Annotated in this window: 13 protein-coding genes; 4 read left to right on the forward strand and 9 right to left on the reverse strand. The window is 70.9% G+C overall.

Annotated features, from left to right (window positions below; genetic code table 11):
* Nucleotides 1–159: 159 nt before the first annotated feature.
* The 6 genes from HNR67_RS31950 to HNR67_RS46785 form a co-directional block, all read right to left on the reverse strand.
* Entirely contained in the window at nucleotides 160–582 is a 423-nt protein-coding gene (locus tag HNR67_RS31950; RefSeq protein ID WP_185005877.1) for a nuclear transport factor 2 family protein, read from the reverse strand.
* A 10-nt stretch (nucleotides 583–592) separates the two neighbouring features.
* On the reverse strand, nucleotides 593–1,588 hold the full coding sequence (locus tag HNR67_RS31955) for an LLM class flavin-dependent oxidoreductase (RefSeq protein ID WP_221490129.1): 996 nt from the start codon (nucleotides 1,586–1,588) through the stop codon (nucleotides 593–595).
* A complete protein-coding gene (locus tag HNR67_RS31960) occupies nucleotides 1,585–3,381 on the reverse strand; it encodes an ABC transporter ATP-binding protein (protein WP_185005878.1) in 1,797 nt (598 codons plus the stop codon). The genes HNR67_RS31955 and HNR67_RS31960 overlap by 4 nt, the downstream gene beginning before the upstream one ends.
* Nucleotides 3,378–6,524 carry a lantibiotic dehydratase gene (locus tag HNR67_RS31965; protein WP_185005879.1) on the reverse strand — a complete coding sequence of 1,049 codons (3,147 nt, stop codon included), beginning with the start codon at nucleotides 6,522–6,524 and terminating at the stop codon, nucleotides 3,378–3,380. Before HNR67_RS31965 ends, HNR67_RS31960 begins: the two co-directional genes overlap by 4 nt.
* Before the next feature lie 2 nt (nucleotides 6,525–6,526).
* On the reverse strand, nucleotides 6,527–7,753 hold the full coding sequence (locus HNR67_RS31970) for a lanthionine synthetase C family protein (protein WP_312988465.1): 1,227 nt from the start codon (nucleotides 7,751–7,753) through the stop codon (nucleotides 6,527–6,529).
* Nucleotides 7,754–8,052: 299 nt separating this feature from the next.
* Nucleotides 8,053–8,232 (reverse strand): FDLD family class I lanthipeptide, encoded by a 180-nt coding sequence (locus HNR67_RS46785; RefSeq protein WP_221490130.1) that lies wholly within the window; start codon nucleotides 8,230–8,232, stop codon nucleotides 8,053–8,055.
* 216 nt (nucleotides 8,233–8,448) lie between these two features.
* On the opposite strand from HNR67_RS46785, the gene HNR67_RS31975 reads away from it, so the two are divergent.
* Complete coding sequence (locus tag HNR67_RS31975) at nucleotides 8,449–10,311, forward strand: AfsR/SARP family transcriptional regulator (protein WP_185005881.1); 1,863 nt, start codon at nucleotides 8,449–8,451, stop codon at nucleotides 10,309–10,311.
* Between the two features lie 4 nt (nucleotides 10,312–10,315).
* On the opposite strand, the gene HNR67_RS31980 is transcribed toward HNR67_RS31975, so the two are convergent.
* From HNR67_RS31980 to HNR67_RS31990, 3 genes are all read right to left on the reverse strand, one after another.
* A complete protein-coding gene (locus HNR67_RS31980) occupies nucleotides 10,316–11,188 on the reverse strand; it encodes a GNAT family N-acetyltransferase (RefSeq protein WP_185011345.1) in 873 nt (290 codons plus the stop codon).
* Between the two features lie 7 nt (nucleotides 11,189–11,195).
* Complete coding sequence (locus tag HNR67_RS31985; protein WP_185005882.1) at nucleotides 11,196–12,536, reverse strand: erythromycin esterase family protein; 1,341 nt, start codon at nucleotides 12,534–12,536, stop codon at nucleotides 11,196–11,198.
* Nucleotides 12,537–12,750: 214 nt separating this feature from the next.
* On the reverse strand, nucleotides 12,751–13,632 hold the full coding sequence (locus tag HNR67_RS31990; protein ID WP_185005883.1) for a LysR family transcriptional regulator: 882 nt from the start codon (nucleotides 13,630–13,632) through the stop codon (nucleotides 12,751–12,753).
* Nucleotides 13,633–13,702: 70 nt separating this feature from the next.
* Here HNR67_RS31990 and HNR67_RS31995 point away from each other — a divergent pair, with 70 nt between their 5' ends.
* The 3 genes from HNR67_RS31995 (at nucleotide 13,703) to HNR67_RS32005 (ending at nucleotide 16,167) form a co-directional block, all read left to right on the forward strand.
* Nucleotides 13,703–14,464, forward strand: a complete 762-nt coding sequence (locus HNR67_RS31995) for an SDR family NAD(P)-dependent oxidoreductase (RefSeq protein WP_185005884.1) — start codon at nucleotides 13,703–13,705, stop codon at nucleotides 14,462–14,464.
* A 310-nt stretch (nucleotides 14,465–14,774) separates the two neighbouring features.
* Nucleotides 14,775–15,506 carry a lytic polysaccharide monooxygenase gene (locus HNR67_RS32000; RefSeq protein ID WP_185005885.1) on the forward strand — a complete coding sequence of 244 codons (732 nt, stop codon included), beginning with the start codon at nucleotides 14,775–14,777 and terminating at the stop codon, nucleotides 15,504–15,506.
* Between the two features lie 64 nt (nucleotides 15,507–15,570).
* The gene (locus HNR67_RS32005) at nucleotides 15,571–16,167 is read left to right on the forward strand and encodes a DUF305 domain-containing protein (RefSeq protein ID WP_185005886.1); all 597 of its coding nucleotides are present in this window, start codon (nucleotides 15,571–15,573) and stop codon (nucleotides 16,165–16,167) included.
* Nucleotides 16,168–16,318: the final 151 nt, after the last annotated feature.

A 16,318-nucleotide genomic window follows, 5' to 3' on the forward strand; every position in this document is an offset into this window, starting at 1 on the left:
TCTACGTCGGTGCGCGCCGGCGTCACATCCCCCCGGTGCGATCACGGCGCCCACCGCTCCGGATCCGCGCACCCTATTGGGAATCAGTGCTGGCCAGGCACGGTATTCAGCCAGGAACGAAGGGGTGCCGGACGTGATGTGCGCCGCCGGTGTCCCTCGTCACTCCGGTAACGCCACCGTCTGCCGGAGCTGGCGGGCGCCGCGGGCGGTGTCCAGGTACTCGCGCACCCGGTGGATGAGTCCATTGTGGACCTCGAAGACCAGGCAGTAGTCGTTGGCGTAGTGGGTTCCGTCGGCCAGGGTGGCGGTCATGGTCTCCTCGACGATCACCGTCTCGCCCGCGGTGTGGAAGCCGCGGAAGGTGACCTGGACGTCGCTGGTGAACAGGCGCGGGAAGTCCACGGCCAGGAAGTGCGCGATCTGGTCGCGGCCGATCATGTGGTTGGTGATGTCCAGGGCGAGGGCGGTGGCGTTTCCGGCCGGGGCAAGCCATTCCGCGTCGGGGGTGAAGACCGCGGCGATCCGCTCCGGGTCGCGGGTGCTGAAGGTCGCCCATGCCTGCTGGATGATGTCGGCGCTCATGCCGCCGAGGCTAGGGATGTCCGGCGGGGGTTGGCTGGCGAGATTCCGGCATGGTCACCCTGGCCAGGATGTCGGTGAGGTCGCGCAGGGCGGCGTCGCGGTCCTCGGTCATCCGGACCCCGGCGGTGTTGAGCACGACCTCGTCGACCCCGGCCTCCCGATAGCGGCGCAGGCCGGTGGCGATCTCCGGGGCCGAGCCGGTGAGCACCACGTCCGCCTCGACCAGGGCGCGGGCGCTGAGGCCGGGCTGGGCGGGGTGCACGCGCAGCCCGGCCCGGCGGAGCATGTCGATGTAGTGCGGGGCGGAGAGGTGTTCGCGGGTCGCGTTCAGGGCGACCAGGTGCGGATCGCGGCCGTAGCGGCGGACCGCGACGTGCACCACCGCGACGATCCTCGGCGTGGGGCGCCCGGCTTTGGCCGCGCCGGCCTCGAGTTCCGGGCGCAGCACGGTGCGGATGTAGTCCGGCGGGGTCATCCAGGTGATCGCGGCGTCGGCGAGTTCCCCGGCCAGCCGGGCGGCGGCCGGCCGCAGCACGCCGAGGCCGAGTTCGACCGGCGGGTGTTCGAGCGGGGGCAGGGCGCCGTGCATGCGGTACTCGCCGCCCTGGTGGTTGACCACCTCACCGGCGAGCAGGCCGCGCAGGATGGTGAGGTAGTCGGCGATGGCGGTGAGCGGGCTGGGATAAGGCTTGCCGTGTAAGGACTCCACGAGTTCCGGGGTGCCCGCGCCGATGCCCAGTACGGGGCTGTGGCCGGTGAGCGCGGCCAGGGAGCGGGCGTGCAGGGCGGCCTCGTAGGGGTGGCGCAGGGCGGTCAGGGTGACGCTGGTGCCCACCGGTGTGGCCAGGCCCGCGCCGGCCAGGTAGGCGAAGCCCTGGTGGGTTTCCAGGCCGAGGGACTGGCCCTGCCACAGCCGGTGCGCGGCGGTGTCGTGGACGAGTTGGGCGAACGGGGTGAGGTCGGCCGGACTGGCTGGCATCACCGGGACGAAGATCGAGGTTTTCACGTGTGCTCCGGCTGGTATCCGGCGGCCTGCAGGTTGAACAGGTAGGCGTAGTGGCCGCCGAGGCGCATCAGTTCGGCGTGCGTGCCCTGTTCGACCAGTTTGCCGCCCTCGATGACGATGATCTTGTCGGCGATCCGGACGGTGGAGAACCGGTGCGCCACCAGCAGGCTGGTGGAGCTGTCCGCGATGCTGCGGAAGCGTTGGAAGATCTCGGTTTCCGCTTCGGCGTCGATGGAGGCGGTGGGTTCGTCCAGCACCACGATCGGCGCGGCCCGCATGAACGCCCGAGCCAGGGCGACCTTCTGCCACTGGCCGCCGGAGAGCTGGTGGCCGTTCTCGAAGTGGCGGCCCAGCATGGCGTCGTAGCCGTCCGGCAGCGTGTCCACAATGGAGTCCGCACCACTGGCCTCGGCGGCCCGGCGGACGCGTGCGGTGTCGGCGCGGTGTTCGATCTGGCCGAAGCCGATGTTGTCCCGCACCGGGAGTTCGTACTTGATGTAGTCCTGGAAGATGACCCCCAGGTTGCGGCGCAACTCCTCCAGGTCATATTCCTCGATCGGCACGCCCTCCAGGAGGATCTGGCCGCCGGTGGGTTCGTAGAGCCGGGTGAGCAGTTTGACCAGGGTGGTCTTGCCCGCGCCGTTCTGGCCGACCAGGGCCACGCAGTTCCCGGCAGGCAGGGTGAAGCTGACCCGGTCCAGGACCTGGTCCTCGGTGCCGGGGTAGGTGAAGCTGACGTCCCGGAACTCGATGCCCTGGCGCAGTTTCGCCGGGAAGGCACGGTTGCCGCCGCGGATCTGCCGCTCGGGCAGGTCGAACAGCTCGAACAGGTTGCTCACGAACAGCTTGTTCTCGAACAGGTTTGCCACGCCCACCAGCAGGCTGTGCCCGGATGCCTGCACGATCCCGATCGCCTGGAGGTACCCGGCCAGCTCGCCGAGTCGACCAGTCTCCATTGTGGACAGCATCGCGAACACCAGGGCACCGGCCGAGATCAGCACGCTGAGCAGTCCGAACACGCCGAGGGACACCGACTGGCGGCGGGTCAGGTCGCGGTCCACCTTGAGGAAACGGCGCACCTGGTCCCGGTAGGCGCCGATGAGGTGCTCGCCGAGCTGGAAGAGCCGGACCTCCTTGAAGGAGTGGTCCGTGGTGGTCAGGTACTGCAGGTAGAAGAGTCGGCGACGGTCGGCGGCCCGGCCGTACTCGATCTCGTACATCTTCTTGCCGTACCACATCTGCGCGATCGCGGACGGGATCGGCGAGAGCAGGATGAGCACCGCGACCCAGAAGTTCCAGGAAAACAGCACCGCGGACACGGACAGGATGGTGATCAGTTCGCGGGCGAAGCCGAGGGTGTCGGTGAAGAGCTGGTGGATGCGTGATCCGCTGCTCTCCTGGAAGGCCCGCTGCAACTTGTCGTAGGAATCAGCACTCTCGTAGTCCTGCAGGTCCATCCTGGTGCCCTTGCGCATCACCTCCTCGCCGACCGCGGTGGACAGGTGCAGGCGCAGCACCGAGTCCAGATAGCCGTGCCACACCCCGAGCAGGTGCGCGAACACGGACACGGCCAGGATCAGCAGGCCCACCGCGAGCACCGCCGAGCCGTGCTCGCCCACACCGCCGGCGGTGATCGCGTCGGCCACGGTCTGCACCGCGCTGGCGGTGAGTTGCAACTGCACCGCGGGCACCACCGACACCGCGACGGTGACCACGATCAGCGCCAGCACCCGCAAGGGACTGAGGTCCCACAGCATCTTGGCGATCCGCAGCCAGTGGTTCTTGGAGTTCATGCCTTGGCCTCCGGTGCGGGTCGGCCGCCGATGGCGCGCAAAGCCTGCCGCCACACGGCGTAGAGGTGCGATTCCCGGCGCAGGTCGATCGGCAGCAGCCGGTTGATCTGCATGTGCGCCAGGCTGCCCAGCACGCTGGACTCGGCGCCCCACAGCACGCCCACGGCCGCGGCCTCGCGCACCGCGTGCGCGGCGGCGGCGACCGCTTCCTGTTGCGGGGCCAGGATCTCGTTGATCATCTCGTGGTGCGCGCGGCCCTGTTCGTGCGGGCGGTAGTCCCAGGGCACGAGCAGTTCGGTGAGGTAGGCCCGCTGTTGCTGGAACTCGGTGCGGGCCGCCTCGGCGTCCGCGCCACCGCTGTTGGGCAGCAGTTCCATCCGTTCCCGCGGGGTCAGACCCCATTGCCGGTACAGGGTGTCCACCGCGGCGATGGCGGCGAACTCCGGCCGGATGCCGTCCTTGTCGTTGTGCAGCAAGGTGACCAGATCGGCGGTGACATCGCTGTTGGCGGCGAAGAGCGGTTCGACGGTGTCGAAGACGGGCGGGCCGCCGTAGCGTTCGATCTCCGGGGTGTAGCCGGCGATGGCGGTGTCGAAGGCCAGGCCCTCCTCGGCCAGCTGTCCACTCCAGACAGTCAGGTACCAGAGGAGTTGCGGCGCCACTTCGGGATCGGCCGCACGGAAGCGCAGTCGCAGGTGCGGGCGCGGGTCCATGTAGCGGATGTAGAACCAGCGGTCGATCAGCCCCTGCTCACGCAGCATCGCGACCAGTTCGCGCAGCCGGGTGGCGATGACCTCGTCCTGCTGGGTGATGCCCGCGTACAGCTTGAGGAAGGTCCACTGCCCGCCGGGCAGGTGCTGCCGGATGATCTCGGGGGCGGCCGCGGTGGGTGCGGTCAGGGTGACCTCGCTGCGCGCGGTGTCCGCGCTGTTCCTGGCGATCAACGGGACGACGATCTCCTCCAGGTAGGCCGCGCCCTCGGCATCGCGCAGCCACTGCTGGTCGAAGGCGGGCAGCATCTCGTGCACGGTCACCGGTTCCGGACCGCGGTTCAGCTCGGTGGCCAGCTCGTCCAGGCACATCGGGTGGTCCAGGTCGAGCAGCAGCCGGTTGTCCGCCTCCACCAGGTACACGTGCCGCGGCACCCGCCAGCGCTCCCGCCAGGCCCGTACTTCGGCCGGGAAGTCCTTGCCCGGCAGGGAGGTCAGGTTCCACTGGGCGGGCCGGAGCACGACCTTGCCGCGAGTGACCCTGGGCAGGAAGGGCATGGTTTCCAGTGGGCCCCAGCGGAATCCGCAGGGCATGGCGTAGCCGTCGTTGGAGACCTCCAGCACGAACCGGGCCACGTTGGGCGCCACGTGCGGGCTGAGCATGTGGTTCTGGGAGACCACGACCTGCTTGCCCAATCGCCTGGACCACAGGAAGAACCGGTCCTCGTTGGCGCCGACGCACAGGTCGGCCAGGTCGATCACCCGCTCCGGCGGCACCGAGGGCGTGGTGTTCACCGGCACCTCGTACCCGCGCAGCAGCGGACGCAGGGCCACGTTGGCCGCGCGGCCGTGGTTGGGCAGGTAGCACAGTTCGGCGTAGACGACCTCGGGGCTGAGTTCCTCCTCGCGCCGGGCGTAGCCGCGCAGCCGGTCCACCGCGTCCTCGCCGAGCAGGTCGAAGAACCGGCCGGAGGTGCGGCCGCCGAAGGCCAGACCCTCCTGCCGCAGCACCGCCCGCCACTCACCGCTGTCTACCGACCGGTCGGTAGAGATCTGTGCGAAGACGTCCAGGGCCGGGTACAGCGCCAGCGGCGGGGCGTCCTCCGGTGGGGCGAAGCGGTTGAGCCACTCGTCGGTCAGCTCGATCTCGTGGTCACCGGCGCACCAGGCCTGCACGGCGAACTCGGTGAGCACCTTGTCGAAGTCCTGTTGCCAGGGCTCCTGGACGTTGTGCGGCAACGGATATCCACGCGGCGGCTCGGTGTAGGTCGGCGGCGCGTCCAGGCCGTGTTCGGGGCTGAGCAGTTCCAGCACCGGCACCAGCGCGAGCAGCCCGTACCGCTCGGTGAAGGCGTCCCGGTACTGGGCCAGGTGGTGGTTGTGCCCCGGCAGCGCGGCGGACAGCCGCATCAGGCAGTCCACCGCCTCGGCCACCGCCTCGCCGACCGCGCCGGAGAGGCGGGTCCGCGGCAGGTCCAGGGTGGCGTCGAGCTGGTAGGTCGGGCCGGTGTGCTCGGGGGTGAGCGCGCGCTGGGCGGCGGTCAGTTCGGCCAGCGCGGCCGGGTCGGGTTCGGTGGCGGCGCGGTGGGCGAGGTTGATCACCTCGCGCAGCGCCTCGGCGGCCTCACCGGCGGCCTCGATCCCGGCGAGTTGTTTGGCCAGCTGGGCTTCGGGCTGGGCCACGGTCAGCGGCGGGCGCAGGTCGCTGGTGAGGAAGTTGAGCGTGCGCAGCTCCTCGACCAGGCCGCTCACCCTGGCCGGGTCGACGCCGGGGAACTCCTCGGCCAGTCCGGCGAGCAGCTGGGCCAGCGGGATCGGGGTGGCGGCCAGTCTGGTCACCGCCAGCGCCGCGGTGGTGGCCCGGACCCGGACCGCGCGGTTGTCGTTGTGGCCGTAGATGTCGGCATAGGGCAGCACGAGCCGGTCGCCGCTGCGGTGCACGCTGGAGTTGAGCACCACCCGCAGGTGCGGGCGCAGCTGCTCGTCGGACTCCAGTTGTTTGATCAGGGTGAGCAGCCAGGCCATGTCGGCGCGGATCCGGTTGTCCCGCAAAGCCGACTCGCCAAGGCAGGCGGTGGTTTCCGGGCCGAACTCGCCGACGGCCACGCCGGAGAACGCGCCGAAGGGGGTGGGCCGGGTGGTCATCCGGATCAGGTAGCGCAGCAGCCGGGAGTGCAGCCGCCGGGCGCGTTTGCCAGCCGGGGCGGACTCCCCCGCCCGGTCGAGCGCGTCCACCAGATCGCCGCTGGCGATCGTCAGCGCCCGGCGCACCGCGGGCTGGGCGGCCAGGGCGTGCAGGCGTTGCCGGACTTCGGCTCGGGCCTGTTCCGGGTCCTCGGTGCTGGTGGCGAGCAGGTCCTGGAACACCCCGGCGGGCAGCGCGGGGGCGCGCAGCAGGAAGAAGTCGGCTGGTTCGTAGCGTGGCCCGGCCATGCTCACCGGACCAGGAAGGCGGTCAGCCAGGACGGCCGGACCGGGCTGACCGCGGCCAGCAGGGTCAGCGCCACCCCGGTCGAGCCGGTGAGCAGCGCGGGGCTGTCCACGAACACACCCGGCTCCTCCTCGTCCCGGAAGACCAGCGGGTTGGCCGGATCGGCGAACCCGAGCAGTTCGGTCAGCAGGCGTGCCGTGTGCTCGCGGGCCAGTGCGCTGCCCGCGGCGGCGAACTCCTGGCAGATGGCCAGCAGCCCGGCCACGCCGTGGCAGAAGGTCGGCGAGAGCACCGGTTCGGCCTCGCTGCGCCGCAGCACGCCCTCGAATGCCTCCATCGCGGCGGTGCGCAGCTGGTCATCGCCCAGGGCGTCGGCCACCGCGAGCAGGGACACGGCCACGCCGGCGGTGCCGTAGCACCAGGCGATCTGGTCGTGCGGGTTGCTCGGCCGGACCTCCTCGCCGGTGGCGGCGACCGGGATCTCGGTGGCCCACACCGGTCCGTGCGGATCGGCGCGGCGCACCGCCAGCAGCCAGTCGGTCATCCGCCGGATGGCCTCCTCCTGACCTGGCCTGCGCAGTCCGCGCTGCCAGGCCACGGCCAGTGCGGCGACCGCGCCGGGCACACCGTGCGCCATGCCGAGGTTGAGGTAGCCGCCGGGGAAGTCCCGCGGGTCGCGGCCCAGTGGCGCGCAGAGTTCGGGGGCGATCAGCCAGCGGCGGGTCAGGGTGAGGTCGCGGGGCGGGGCGCTGAGCCAGATCAGGTAGTCCAGCAGCTTGTCCGCGGCGGCGTGCAGGGCCTGGTCGGGTTCGGCGATCGAGCACAGGTAGGCCAGCGTGCCGGCCGCGCCGCTGATCATGTCGTAGTCGGAGTCGCTGACCGCGCGCTCGACCATGGGCAGGTCCAGGTCGGCGATCTGGGCGGCGAACTGGTCGTGCAGCCTGCCAAGGCTGGGCCCGAACCGCGGCTCGGCCTCAACACAGCCCGCCACGCACAGCGCGAGGCCGCCAGTGCCCGAGAACACCCCCGGCGCGAGCAGCGGCTGGGCCTGGGTGCCGGCCACCGCCTCCCGGATGAAGGCGAAACCGGCGCTGAGCGAGCGCGCGCTCTCTACCTCATTGGGGGCGGCCGCCGAAGCGTGCACATGGAGTAATGCGATTCCGGCGTGCCCATACCCGAAGCTGGGGAAGTACCATTCCATCGGATGCTTCGTCTGCTCGGTGAATCGCATTACATGATCGATGACCGTGGCGGAATCCGCTGTTCTCCGCGCAACCTCGCAGGCGACTTCCCGGGCTTTGGCCGCAAGCGCGCCCGGAACAACTCCATGCCAGGCGGCGACGGAATCATCGGCCACCAATACCAGGTTGGGAGCGGAACCCCGCTCCGATTCTGCGCGCACAACAACCCCTGTTCGTCGGCTTTCCAACCGCCCGGCGCACGGGCAGGATGCGGTAGGTTGAGCGGCGGGTGCTGCCGGGTCGTCGACACCCGGCAGCACCCGCCTTCAGCCCGTTGAGCTGCGCTTATTTAGCGCTTCGGACAACCGGCGGTGCAGGCGCCCTGGGTGCACTGGCAGGTGAACCTCGAGCAGAGCGGGGTCCGGGTGCAGGCCAGTCGGGTGATCACACTGGTAATCGACAGCGGCTGGGCCTGGCCATTGGCCGCGGCCGGAGTGCTGACCCTGGCATCCAGATCAAAGGCATCCATTGGATACTTCACCTTTCCATCAGTTCTCCGGTCAGTCGACCGGATGACATTCCTGGCGCGAATGTCTCGCGCTCACTTCGGACCCTAGGCGGGGCCGCGTACACAGCGCTGTCACAGGATTGCGGTGACCCGCTGACCACGTCTTACTGTGAGTAGTGCCTTCCCCAGTACCCGCACGCTAGGGTGTCCTCATCCTGTGCTAATTGGGGGTTTGACGTGCCCGAACGCGACAACAGGCTTTACTGCGAGGTACTCGGTGCGCTGGCCGCACGCCGCGGTCCGGTGGACATCGAGCTGGGCTGGTCCCGGCAACAGGCGGTGCTCGCGGTCCTGCTCACCCGGATGAACCAGCCGGTGCCCGTTGAGGCACTGGTGGAGGCGGTGTGGGCGGATTCGCCGCCACAGGGCGCGCGCAACACGGTGCAGACCAACATCAGCCGGTTGCGCCGCGCACTGCGGCCCGCCGGCGCCACGCACGACCGGGACGCGGTGGTGCTGCGCACCGACGCTGGCTACCTGCTGCGCGGCGCGCCAGACCAGCTGGACGCGCTGGTCTTCGAGCAGGAACTCGACGCCGCCCAGGAACACCAGCGGGCCGGACGGCTGGCCGCGGCCACCGAGTCGGTCAGCTCGGCGCTGGGCCGCTGGCGCGGTGAGCCGTTCAGCGGCCTGGACAGCCCATACCTGCACGCACACCGGCTGCGATTACGGGAGTCCCGCCTGCTCGCCCAGGAACTGTCCGCGGCGCTGTCACTGGACCGCGGTGAGCACCGCTCGGTGGTGGCCGAGCTGACCGCGCTGGTGACCCGCAACCCGCTGCGGGAACGGTTGCGGGAGTTGCTGATGCTCGCGCTGTACCGCTCGGGCAGGCAGGCCGAGGCGCTGGGCGTGTTCCAGGAGGCCCGCACCGCACTGGCCGACCAGCTCGGCATCGATCCCGGCCCCGCGTTGCGCGGCCTGCACCAGCGCATCCTGACCCGCGATCCGGAACTGTCCGCGCCACCGCGCCGGGCCTGCCCGCCGGTGGTGATCACCCCGGCGGTGGCGGTGGAGCAGCTGCCTGCCGATCCGCTCTCCTGCACCGGCCGGGACGCCGAACTGCGGCGGCTCACCGGTTCCGCGGCCGAGGCGGAGATCCACGTGCTGGACGGGATGCCCGGCATCGGCAAGACCACCCTGGCCGTGCGCGCCGCCCGGCTGCTCGCGCCCGACTACCCGGACGGCACGATCTTCCTGCGGCTCAACGCTTTCGCCGCCGGTCAGGAACCGCTGTCCGCGCACGCCGCGCTGGGTGGCCTGCTGGAGGCGGCCGGGTTGCCCGCCGCGGCCATGCCGGACACCGAGCACGGGCGGTCCGCGCTGTGGCGGGAGTCGTTGCGGGACAAGCGAATGCTGCTGGTGCTGGATGACGCGGCCGGGCACGAGCAGGTCCGGCCGCTGTTGCCGGGCCCTGGCCGCTGCCGGGTGCTGATCACCAGCAGGCGGCGGCTGAGCGCGCTGGAAGGGGTGCGGTCGCTGGAGCTGAACCCGCTGCCGCTGGAACAGGCCGCCCGGCTGTTCCAACAGCTGACAGGTCCGCGCGAGCAACCGGCCGATCCGGCCGCGACCCGGCAGCTGGTGTCGTTGTGCGGCGGGCTGCCGCTGGCGATCACCCTGCTGGCCGGGCGGGTGCGCCACCACCCGCGCTGGACCGACCGCTACCTGGCCGATCTGCTGTCCTCGGCGCGGACCCGGCTCAGCGAGCTGCACGCGGAGAACGTCACGCTCACCGCCGCCTTCGACCGGTCCTACCGCGGCCTGCCGGCCGAGGCGCGGCGGTTGTTCCGCTGCCTTGGCCTGTCCGCGGGCGTCGAGGTGGACCTGCCGACCACCTCGGTGCTGGCCGGATTGAGCCCGGCGGAGACCCGGCACGGGCTGGAACTGCTGTACGACAACCATTTGCTCACCGAGTCCGCGCCCGGCCGGTACCTGCTGCACGACCTGGTCAAGGAGTACGCGCGCACCCTGGCCGAGCTGGAGGACCCGACCCTGGAGGCCGAGTTCCACCGATGTCCCGGCCTGACCCAGCGCGCCGGCTGAGCCGCTAGGCGTCCCGGCACAGGTCCAGACGTTCGGGCAGGGGCCGGAAACCGGCCGAGGTGTAGGTGGCGACCGCGCCGGCGTTGGCGGTCGGGGTGCACACGATCGCGCTGCTGGAGCCCAGTCCACGCAGTGCGCTCGCCGCGGCGAGACTGATAGCGGTGCCGTGACCGCGACCGCGATGGTCCCGGTGCACCCCCATCGGCTCCAGCACCCCCGGCCTGCCCGGCCCCGCCGCCCACACCGTCACCGCCGCCACCGCGGTGTCCTGGTCGTCCCAGGCGACCAGGCACCGCGCGTCGGCGTAGGGCAGTCCGGACGCCATCCCGTGCCAGCGCTCCTCGGTGAACCTGGCGCTGTCGAAGGCGGACCGGAGCACGGCGGCCTGGATGTGCGCCCGCTCCGGCCCGATCACCTCGATCCGCAGGCCCGGCCGCGGCTCCGGCACCGGCTCGGCGAGGTCGCGGTGCAACGGCGTCCACGGCTCGTCGGCCTGCCAGCCGCCGGCGGAGAGCAGGTCGTGGACCAGTGGGGCGGTGGGTGCTTCGAGGCAGACCTTGCCCGCTGGCAGCACACCGCGCGCCGGGTCGGTCAGGTCGGCGACGAGTTGTCGCGCCAGCTCCGCGTCCCGTTGCGCCGTCGGCGCGATGGTCAGCCGCAGCAACTCGGGCCCGTCCAACAGTCCGACGGCGAGCAGGTGCCCGTCCCGGCGCCAGGTCCGCACCGCCGCGGCCGTGGCCTCGGCGCCGAGCCGCCAGTACCAGCCCAGGTCGCCGGGGTGCAGTTGCATCGGCGCGCCCTCGTACTGCCAGTCCCGCAACGCGTGCACGGCCTCGCTCAGCCCGTCGAGGTCCGGCCTGCCCAGCACGATCGCCATCCCCCGATCAGACACCACCGGACCGACTGTCCGCACCCGATTTCCGGCCGGCCTGGCCGGTACGCGGCCGCGCGCGGGTGGTGCGGGCCAGGTAGGCGATGCCGTCGAACTCCGCACCCAGCCGCACGGCCACGGTCTCCTTCTTCAACGCGGGCCAGAACCCGATCACCGACCCATAGGCCCGCATCCGCTGCTTCCCGTCCAGCCACTCCCGCACCACCGGATCGGCCCCCGCGCCCCGCAGATCCACCAAATGATCACCCCCAGCCTGCGCGAGCTGCCATTCCAGGGTGCCGGCCTCGGCCGGATCCAGCTCGAACTCGGCCAACTCACTGGTCCCCAGCTTCATGGCCTGGAACCCACCCTCATTGGTCACCAACGCGAGCGCGTAGTAACCATCCCCCAGCCAATCCCGCAGCTCAGCACCGAGCGCGGCCTCCTTGCTGGACCGGGTGGCCGCGGCCAGATGCCCGTTGTGCGCCCACACCATCGCCCGAGCATCGGGCTCGGCCAGAATCCGCCGCAACGCCTCGGCCATGGTCCGATCCCGCAGGTGCCCCCCGGCCTGTCCCAGCGTCGGCAAGGTCCGGATCTCCGCGGCCCGATCCACCGCCCAGCCATGCCATTCCGCCTCCCGCCACCCGTCATCGTCGGCAGGATGCGCGGCCAGCCAAGCCACCGTCTCCGCCACCACCGCCCGCGCCGCGAGCACCTCGGACTGGGCGGCCCCCGGCCGCACCCCGGGGATCTTCCGCCACAGCTGCCGGAAGGTCTCGCTGATGATCCGCCCCACGCTGAGCTTGGTGAACTCCACCCGCAACGCCTTGACCGCCTGCCGGAACGCGATGGCCCGGTCACTGTCCACTGTGTCCAGATACCCGGCGATCGCCTCGGTGCCCGCACGTTCCAGCACCGGGTCCACGCCACGGAAACGCACGCGCTGGTCGAGGGGCAGGTCCGCGTTGTGCGCCCGCAGCCATTCGATCAGCGCCAGGACCTCCTCGGTGTCCCAGGTCCAGTAGCCGAGCTTGGCCAGGACCTCGGCGGCGGAACCGGTGCCGTGCACCACGTAGTCGTCCACGGCGCGGCAGGAGGACCAGCCCGCCTCGATGGCGAACACGGTGAATCCCAGCTGGGTCACCAGGAATTCGACCAGGCGGTGTTTGAGGGTGAAGAACTCGCGGGTGCCGTGGGTGGCCTCGCCGAGCCCGACGACCCGGACGCCGTCGAGGGCGGTGACGAGGGGGGTCAGATCGTCGAGGGCTTGGCCGGGGTCGGTGCTGTGCAAGGGGATGGTGTGGTTGGCCAGGGTGGTGGTGAGCTGGTCGGGCTGGGGCTCAGGTGACATTCGGTGACCTCATGACATCGGAGGGTACCGAAGATCAGTAGTGGACGATTCAGCCGCCGGGCAGCCGGAACGCCAGCCAACCGCTGACCGCACGGGTCACCCGCCCTCGACCGGCGTTCGCGAGCCGGGCCGGGTGCTTGAGCGGTTCTACCTGTCTACCGACCGTTCGGTAGACGCCCCCAAAGCATCACTTGCCAACAACCCGCCCCCATGCTCAGACCTCCCACTCCCCCGCCAACTCCAGCGCCATCCGCACAAACCGAGCAACCCACGGCGACCGACTCCCCCCAGGCCAAAGCACCAACGTCCGATAAGGCGCCGCATCCAACACCGGCCGATAAACCACATCCGGCCGCACATTCCGCGCCGCCAGCGAACCAGGCACCAACGCCACCGCCTCCCCCAGCGCGACCACCTCCAGCAACTGCGCGCTGTCCCGCACCACCGGGCCATCAGCCGGGCGGTCCGGGTTGCCCAGCCAGTAATCGCGGTCGATGGTGGCCGGGTCGCGCCAGCGGGGTGCGGGTTCGGTGGCCAGGTCGGCGGTGGTCAGGGTGGGTCGGTGGGCCAGGCGGTGCGATGCGGGGAGGGCGGCGACGCGGGGTTCGGTGTGCAGGGGTTCGGTGTCCAGGCTGTGGGTGTTGACGCAGGAGGCGATGGCGATGTCCGCGCTGCCATCTCGGACCAGGTCGGCCTGGGCGCCGAACTCGCTGAGCAGGACTTCGATCTGCGGGGCGGTCGGGTCGGCGGCGAACCGGGTCTTGAGCCGGTGCAACAACTCGGTGGCGACGCCCGGGTAGGCGGTGACCACGAGACCTCGGCCGGACTGGGCCGCGCGGCGGGTTCGGCGGACCGCTGCCTCCAGCGCACCGAGCACCAGGGCGGCTTCCTTGAGCAGGACCTCGCCGGCCTCGGTCAGGGTCAGGCGGGGGCCGGTGCGGTCGAACAGGGCCAGGCCGAGGCGGTGTTCGAGTTGGCGCATGGCCCGGGACAGCGGGGGTTGGGCGATGCCGAGGCGTTCCGCCGCACGGGTGATGTTGAGGTCCTCGGCGACGGCGCGGAAGTAGCGCAGTTCGCGGATTTCCGGGTCGGGCATACCGCCAGGGTATGGCGTGCGACCGGATTGGTCTTGGGCTTGTGGCGGCTGGGCCGGTGGAGTGGACGGCATGCAGGCGAATGACGTAGCGCTGGTGACCGGTGCCAACAAGGGCATCGGTCGGGAGATCGTCCGGCAGCTCGCCCTCCAGGGGTACACCGTCTTCCTCGGTGCCCGGGATGTGGAACGGGGGCAGGCGGCGGTGGCGGAATTGCTGGCGTCGCCGGGGGAATCCGGCGGGGACATCCGGTTCGTGCGGCTCGATGTGACCGACGGGGACTCGGTTCGGGCGGCCGTTGGCCTAATCGAAAGCCGGGTGGGGCGGCTGGATGTGCTGGTCAACAACGCGGGGATCGTGGTCGAGTGGGGTGTCCGGGCCGAGGAGGTCACGGCGGCGCAGGTTCGCGAGGTGTTCGAGGTCAACGTGTTCGGCGTGGTCGCGCTGACCTCGGCCTGTGTGCCGCTGCTGCGGCGGTCCGGGAATCCGCGGATCGTGAACATGTCCAGCGGGCTCGGCTCGCTCGGCCTGCTCAGCGACCCGGCGAGTCCGTTCTCCGCCAGGGAACTGCTCGCCTACAGCGCCTCCAAGGCCGCGCTCAACGCGCTGACCCTGGGCTACGCCGACGCCCTGCGCGCGGACGGCATCAAGGTCAACGCGACCAGCCCCGGCCTGGTGCGGACCGACGGCAACGCCGCCGCGACCTTCCCCCGCGGCGAGCGCGGTCCGGCCGAGGGCGCCGTGGTCCCGGTCGGGCTCGCCACCCTGCCCGCGGACGGTCCCACCGGTGTTTTCCGCGGCCCGGATGCCCTGGACCAGACCATCCCCTGGTGAGCGCGCCGGCGTTCAGCGGGCTGACCGGGCTGTTCCTTGACGTGAACCCGCAGGTCATTTATGGTCTAGACCACGTCACACTGAGTGACGCACGGACCCGCCGCCGCCGTCCGTGTCCCGGTAATCGGCCCTGGCCGTCGCCGCGGACGCGAGAGCGGAGCGAGTGGCGTGTGTGTCCGCGTTCCCGTTCCGCGGCGCCGGTTCGACCGGCGCAGGCACCTGTTGACCGCGCGCGACGGGACACGGCGTTGTGCGCACCGGCGGCCTGATCACCCCTGTAGGTCGGGCCGCGACGCTGGGAGCTGATCCAATGAAGCTCAGACGTTTCCTCGCCATGGCCACGGCCGCCATCGGCATCACCCCGTTCCTGCTCGTGGTCCTGCCCGCGAGTTCGGCCTTCGCGCACGGCTACATCTCCTCCCCGCCCAGTCGGCAGGCCCAGTGCGCGCAGGGCACCGTGCCCTGTGGGCCGATCAAGTACGAACCGCAGAGCGTGGAGGGCCCCAAGGGACTGCGCAGTTGCAGTGGCGGCAACGCGCCCTTCGCCGACCTCGACGATGACGGCAAGGGCTGGCGGGCGACCTCGGTCGGCAACTCGGTGACCTTCACCTGGACCTTCACCGCCCGGCACCGCACCCGCGACTACGAGTACTACCTCAACGGCCAGCGGGTCGCGCTGGTCGACGGCGGCAACGTGCAACCACCGCCGACCGTCTCGCACACGGTGAACCTGGGTGGCGCGACCGGCAGGCAGAAGCTGCTGGCGATCTGGAACATCGGCGACACGCCCATGGCCTTCTACGCCTGTGTCGACCTGCAGATCGGCGGCGGTGGCACGCCCACCACCAGTCCGACCACCAGCACCACCACCCGCACCACGACCACGACCCCGCCACCCGGCGGGACCTGGGCGGCCAACACCGCCTACCAGGTGGGCAGCCAGGTCACCTACAACGGCTCGACCTACCGCTGCACGCTGGCGCACACCTCGCTGCCCGGCTGGGAACCGCCCAACACCCCCGCCCTGTGGCAACAGGTCTGATCACGGCACGCCGGCTCGCGCCCCAGCCGCCGGGGGCGCGGGCCCGCCAGGAGAGGCAGTCATCGTGAACCGTGCCACGCTCGTCCCGATCCTGTTGGGCGCGTTGGTGTTCGCCGGGTGCGCGAGCCCCGGACCCGGCCCGACCGCACCGCCGTCGTCGTCGAACCGGGTCGCCGCACCCACTGCCGCGGGCGCGGACCACAACGACGCCGACGTGATGTTCCTGCAGATGATGATCCCGCACCACGGGCAGGCGGTGGAGATCGCGCGGCTGGCCAAGACCAAGGCCACCCGCAAGGAGATCCGGGAACTGGCCGCGGCGGTGGAGGCGACCCAGGTCAGCGAGGCGGAGAGCATGACCGCCTGGCTGCGGGCCTGGGGCAAGCCGACCGAGGCGGACAGCGATCCGAACGCGCACGCCCACCACGGCGGCATGCCCGCGACCTCCAAGGACGTGATCGACGCACTGGCCAAGGGCGGTCCGAGCTTCGACCGGGACGCGGTCAACGTGCTGACCGGGCATCAGCACGGCGCGGTGGAGATGGCCCGCACCGAACTCAAGGACGGGCGCAACCCGCAGGCCAAGCAGCTGGCGGACCGGATCGTGCAGTCCCGCACCGCACAGATCCAGCAGCTGCTGACCCTGCTCGGCCAGTCCTAAGCAAGCGTGTTGGCCGTTCTCGTACGGTGTGTTGGCCGTTATGGACGGTGTGTTGGCCGTTATGGACGGTGTGTTGGCCGTTATGGACGGTGTGTTGGCCGTTGCGGGCGGTGTGTTGGCCGGATGGGTGTACCAGTTCGGCCAACACTGT

Source organism: Crossiella cryophila (assembly GCF_014204915.1).
GTDB lineage: Bacteria > Actinomycetota > Actinomycetes > Mycobacteriales > Pseudonocardiaceae > Crossiella > Crossiella cryophila.

What these genes read in the sequence shown, in the direction of transcription:
- HNR67_RS31950 (WP_185005877.1), bottom strand. Translation starts at nt 582, where the DNA reads ATGAGCGCCGACATCATCCAGCAGGCATGGGCGACCTTCAGCACCCGC.
- HNR67_RS31985 (WP_185005882.1), bottom strand. Translation starts at nt 12,536, where the DNA reads ATGTCACCTGAGCCCCAGCCCGACCAGCTCACCACCACCCTGGCCAAC.
- HNR67_RS31965 (WP_185005879.1), bottom strand. Translation starts at nt 6,524, where the DNA reads ATGGCCGGGCCACGCTACGAACCAGCCGACTTCTTCCTGCTGCGCGCC.
- HNR67_RS32000 (WP_185005885.1), top strand. Translation starts at nt 14,775, where the DNA reads ATGAAGCTCAGACGTTTCCTCGCCATGGCCACGGCCGCCATCGGCATC.
- HNR67_RS31970 (WP_312988465.1), bottom strand. Translation starts at nt 7,753, where the DNA reads ATGCGATTCACCGAGCAGACGAAGCATCCGATGGAATGGTACTTCCCC.
- HNR67_RS31995 (WP_185005884.1), top strand. Translation starts at nt 13,703, where the DNA reads ATGCAGGCGAATGACGTAGCGCTGGTGACCGGTGCCAACAAGGGCATC.
- HNR67_RS46785 (WP_221490130.1), bottom strand. Translation starts at nt 8,232, where the DNA reads ATGGATGCCTTTGATCTGGATGCCAGGGTCAGCACTCCGGCCGCGGCC.
- HNR67_RS31990 (WP_185005883.1), bottom strand. Translation starts at nt 13,632, where the DNA reads ATGCCCGACCCGGAAATCCGCGAACTGCGCTACTTCCGCGCCGTCGCC.
- HNR67_RS31980 (WP_185011345.1), bottom strand. Translation starts at nt 11,188, where the DNA reads ATGGCGATCGTGCTGGGCAGGCCGGACCTCGACGGGCTGAGCGAGGCC.
- HNR67_RS31960 (WP_185005878.1), bottom strand. Translation starts at nt 3,381, where the DNA reads ATGAACTCCAAGAACCACTGGCTGCGGATCGCCAAGATGCTGTGGGAC.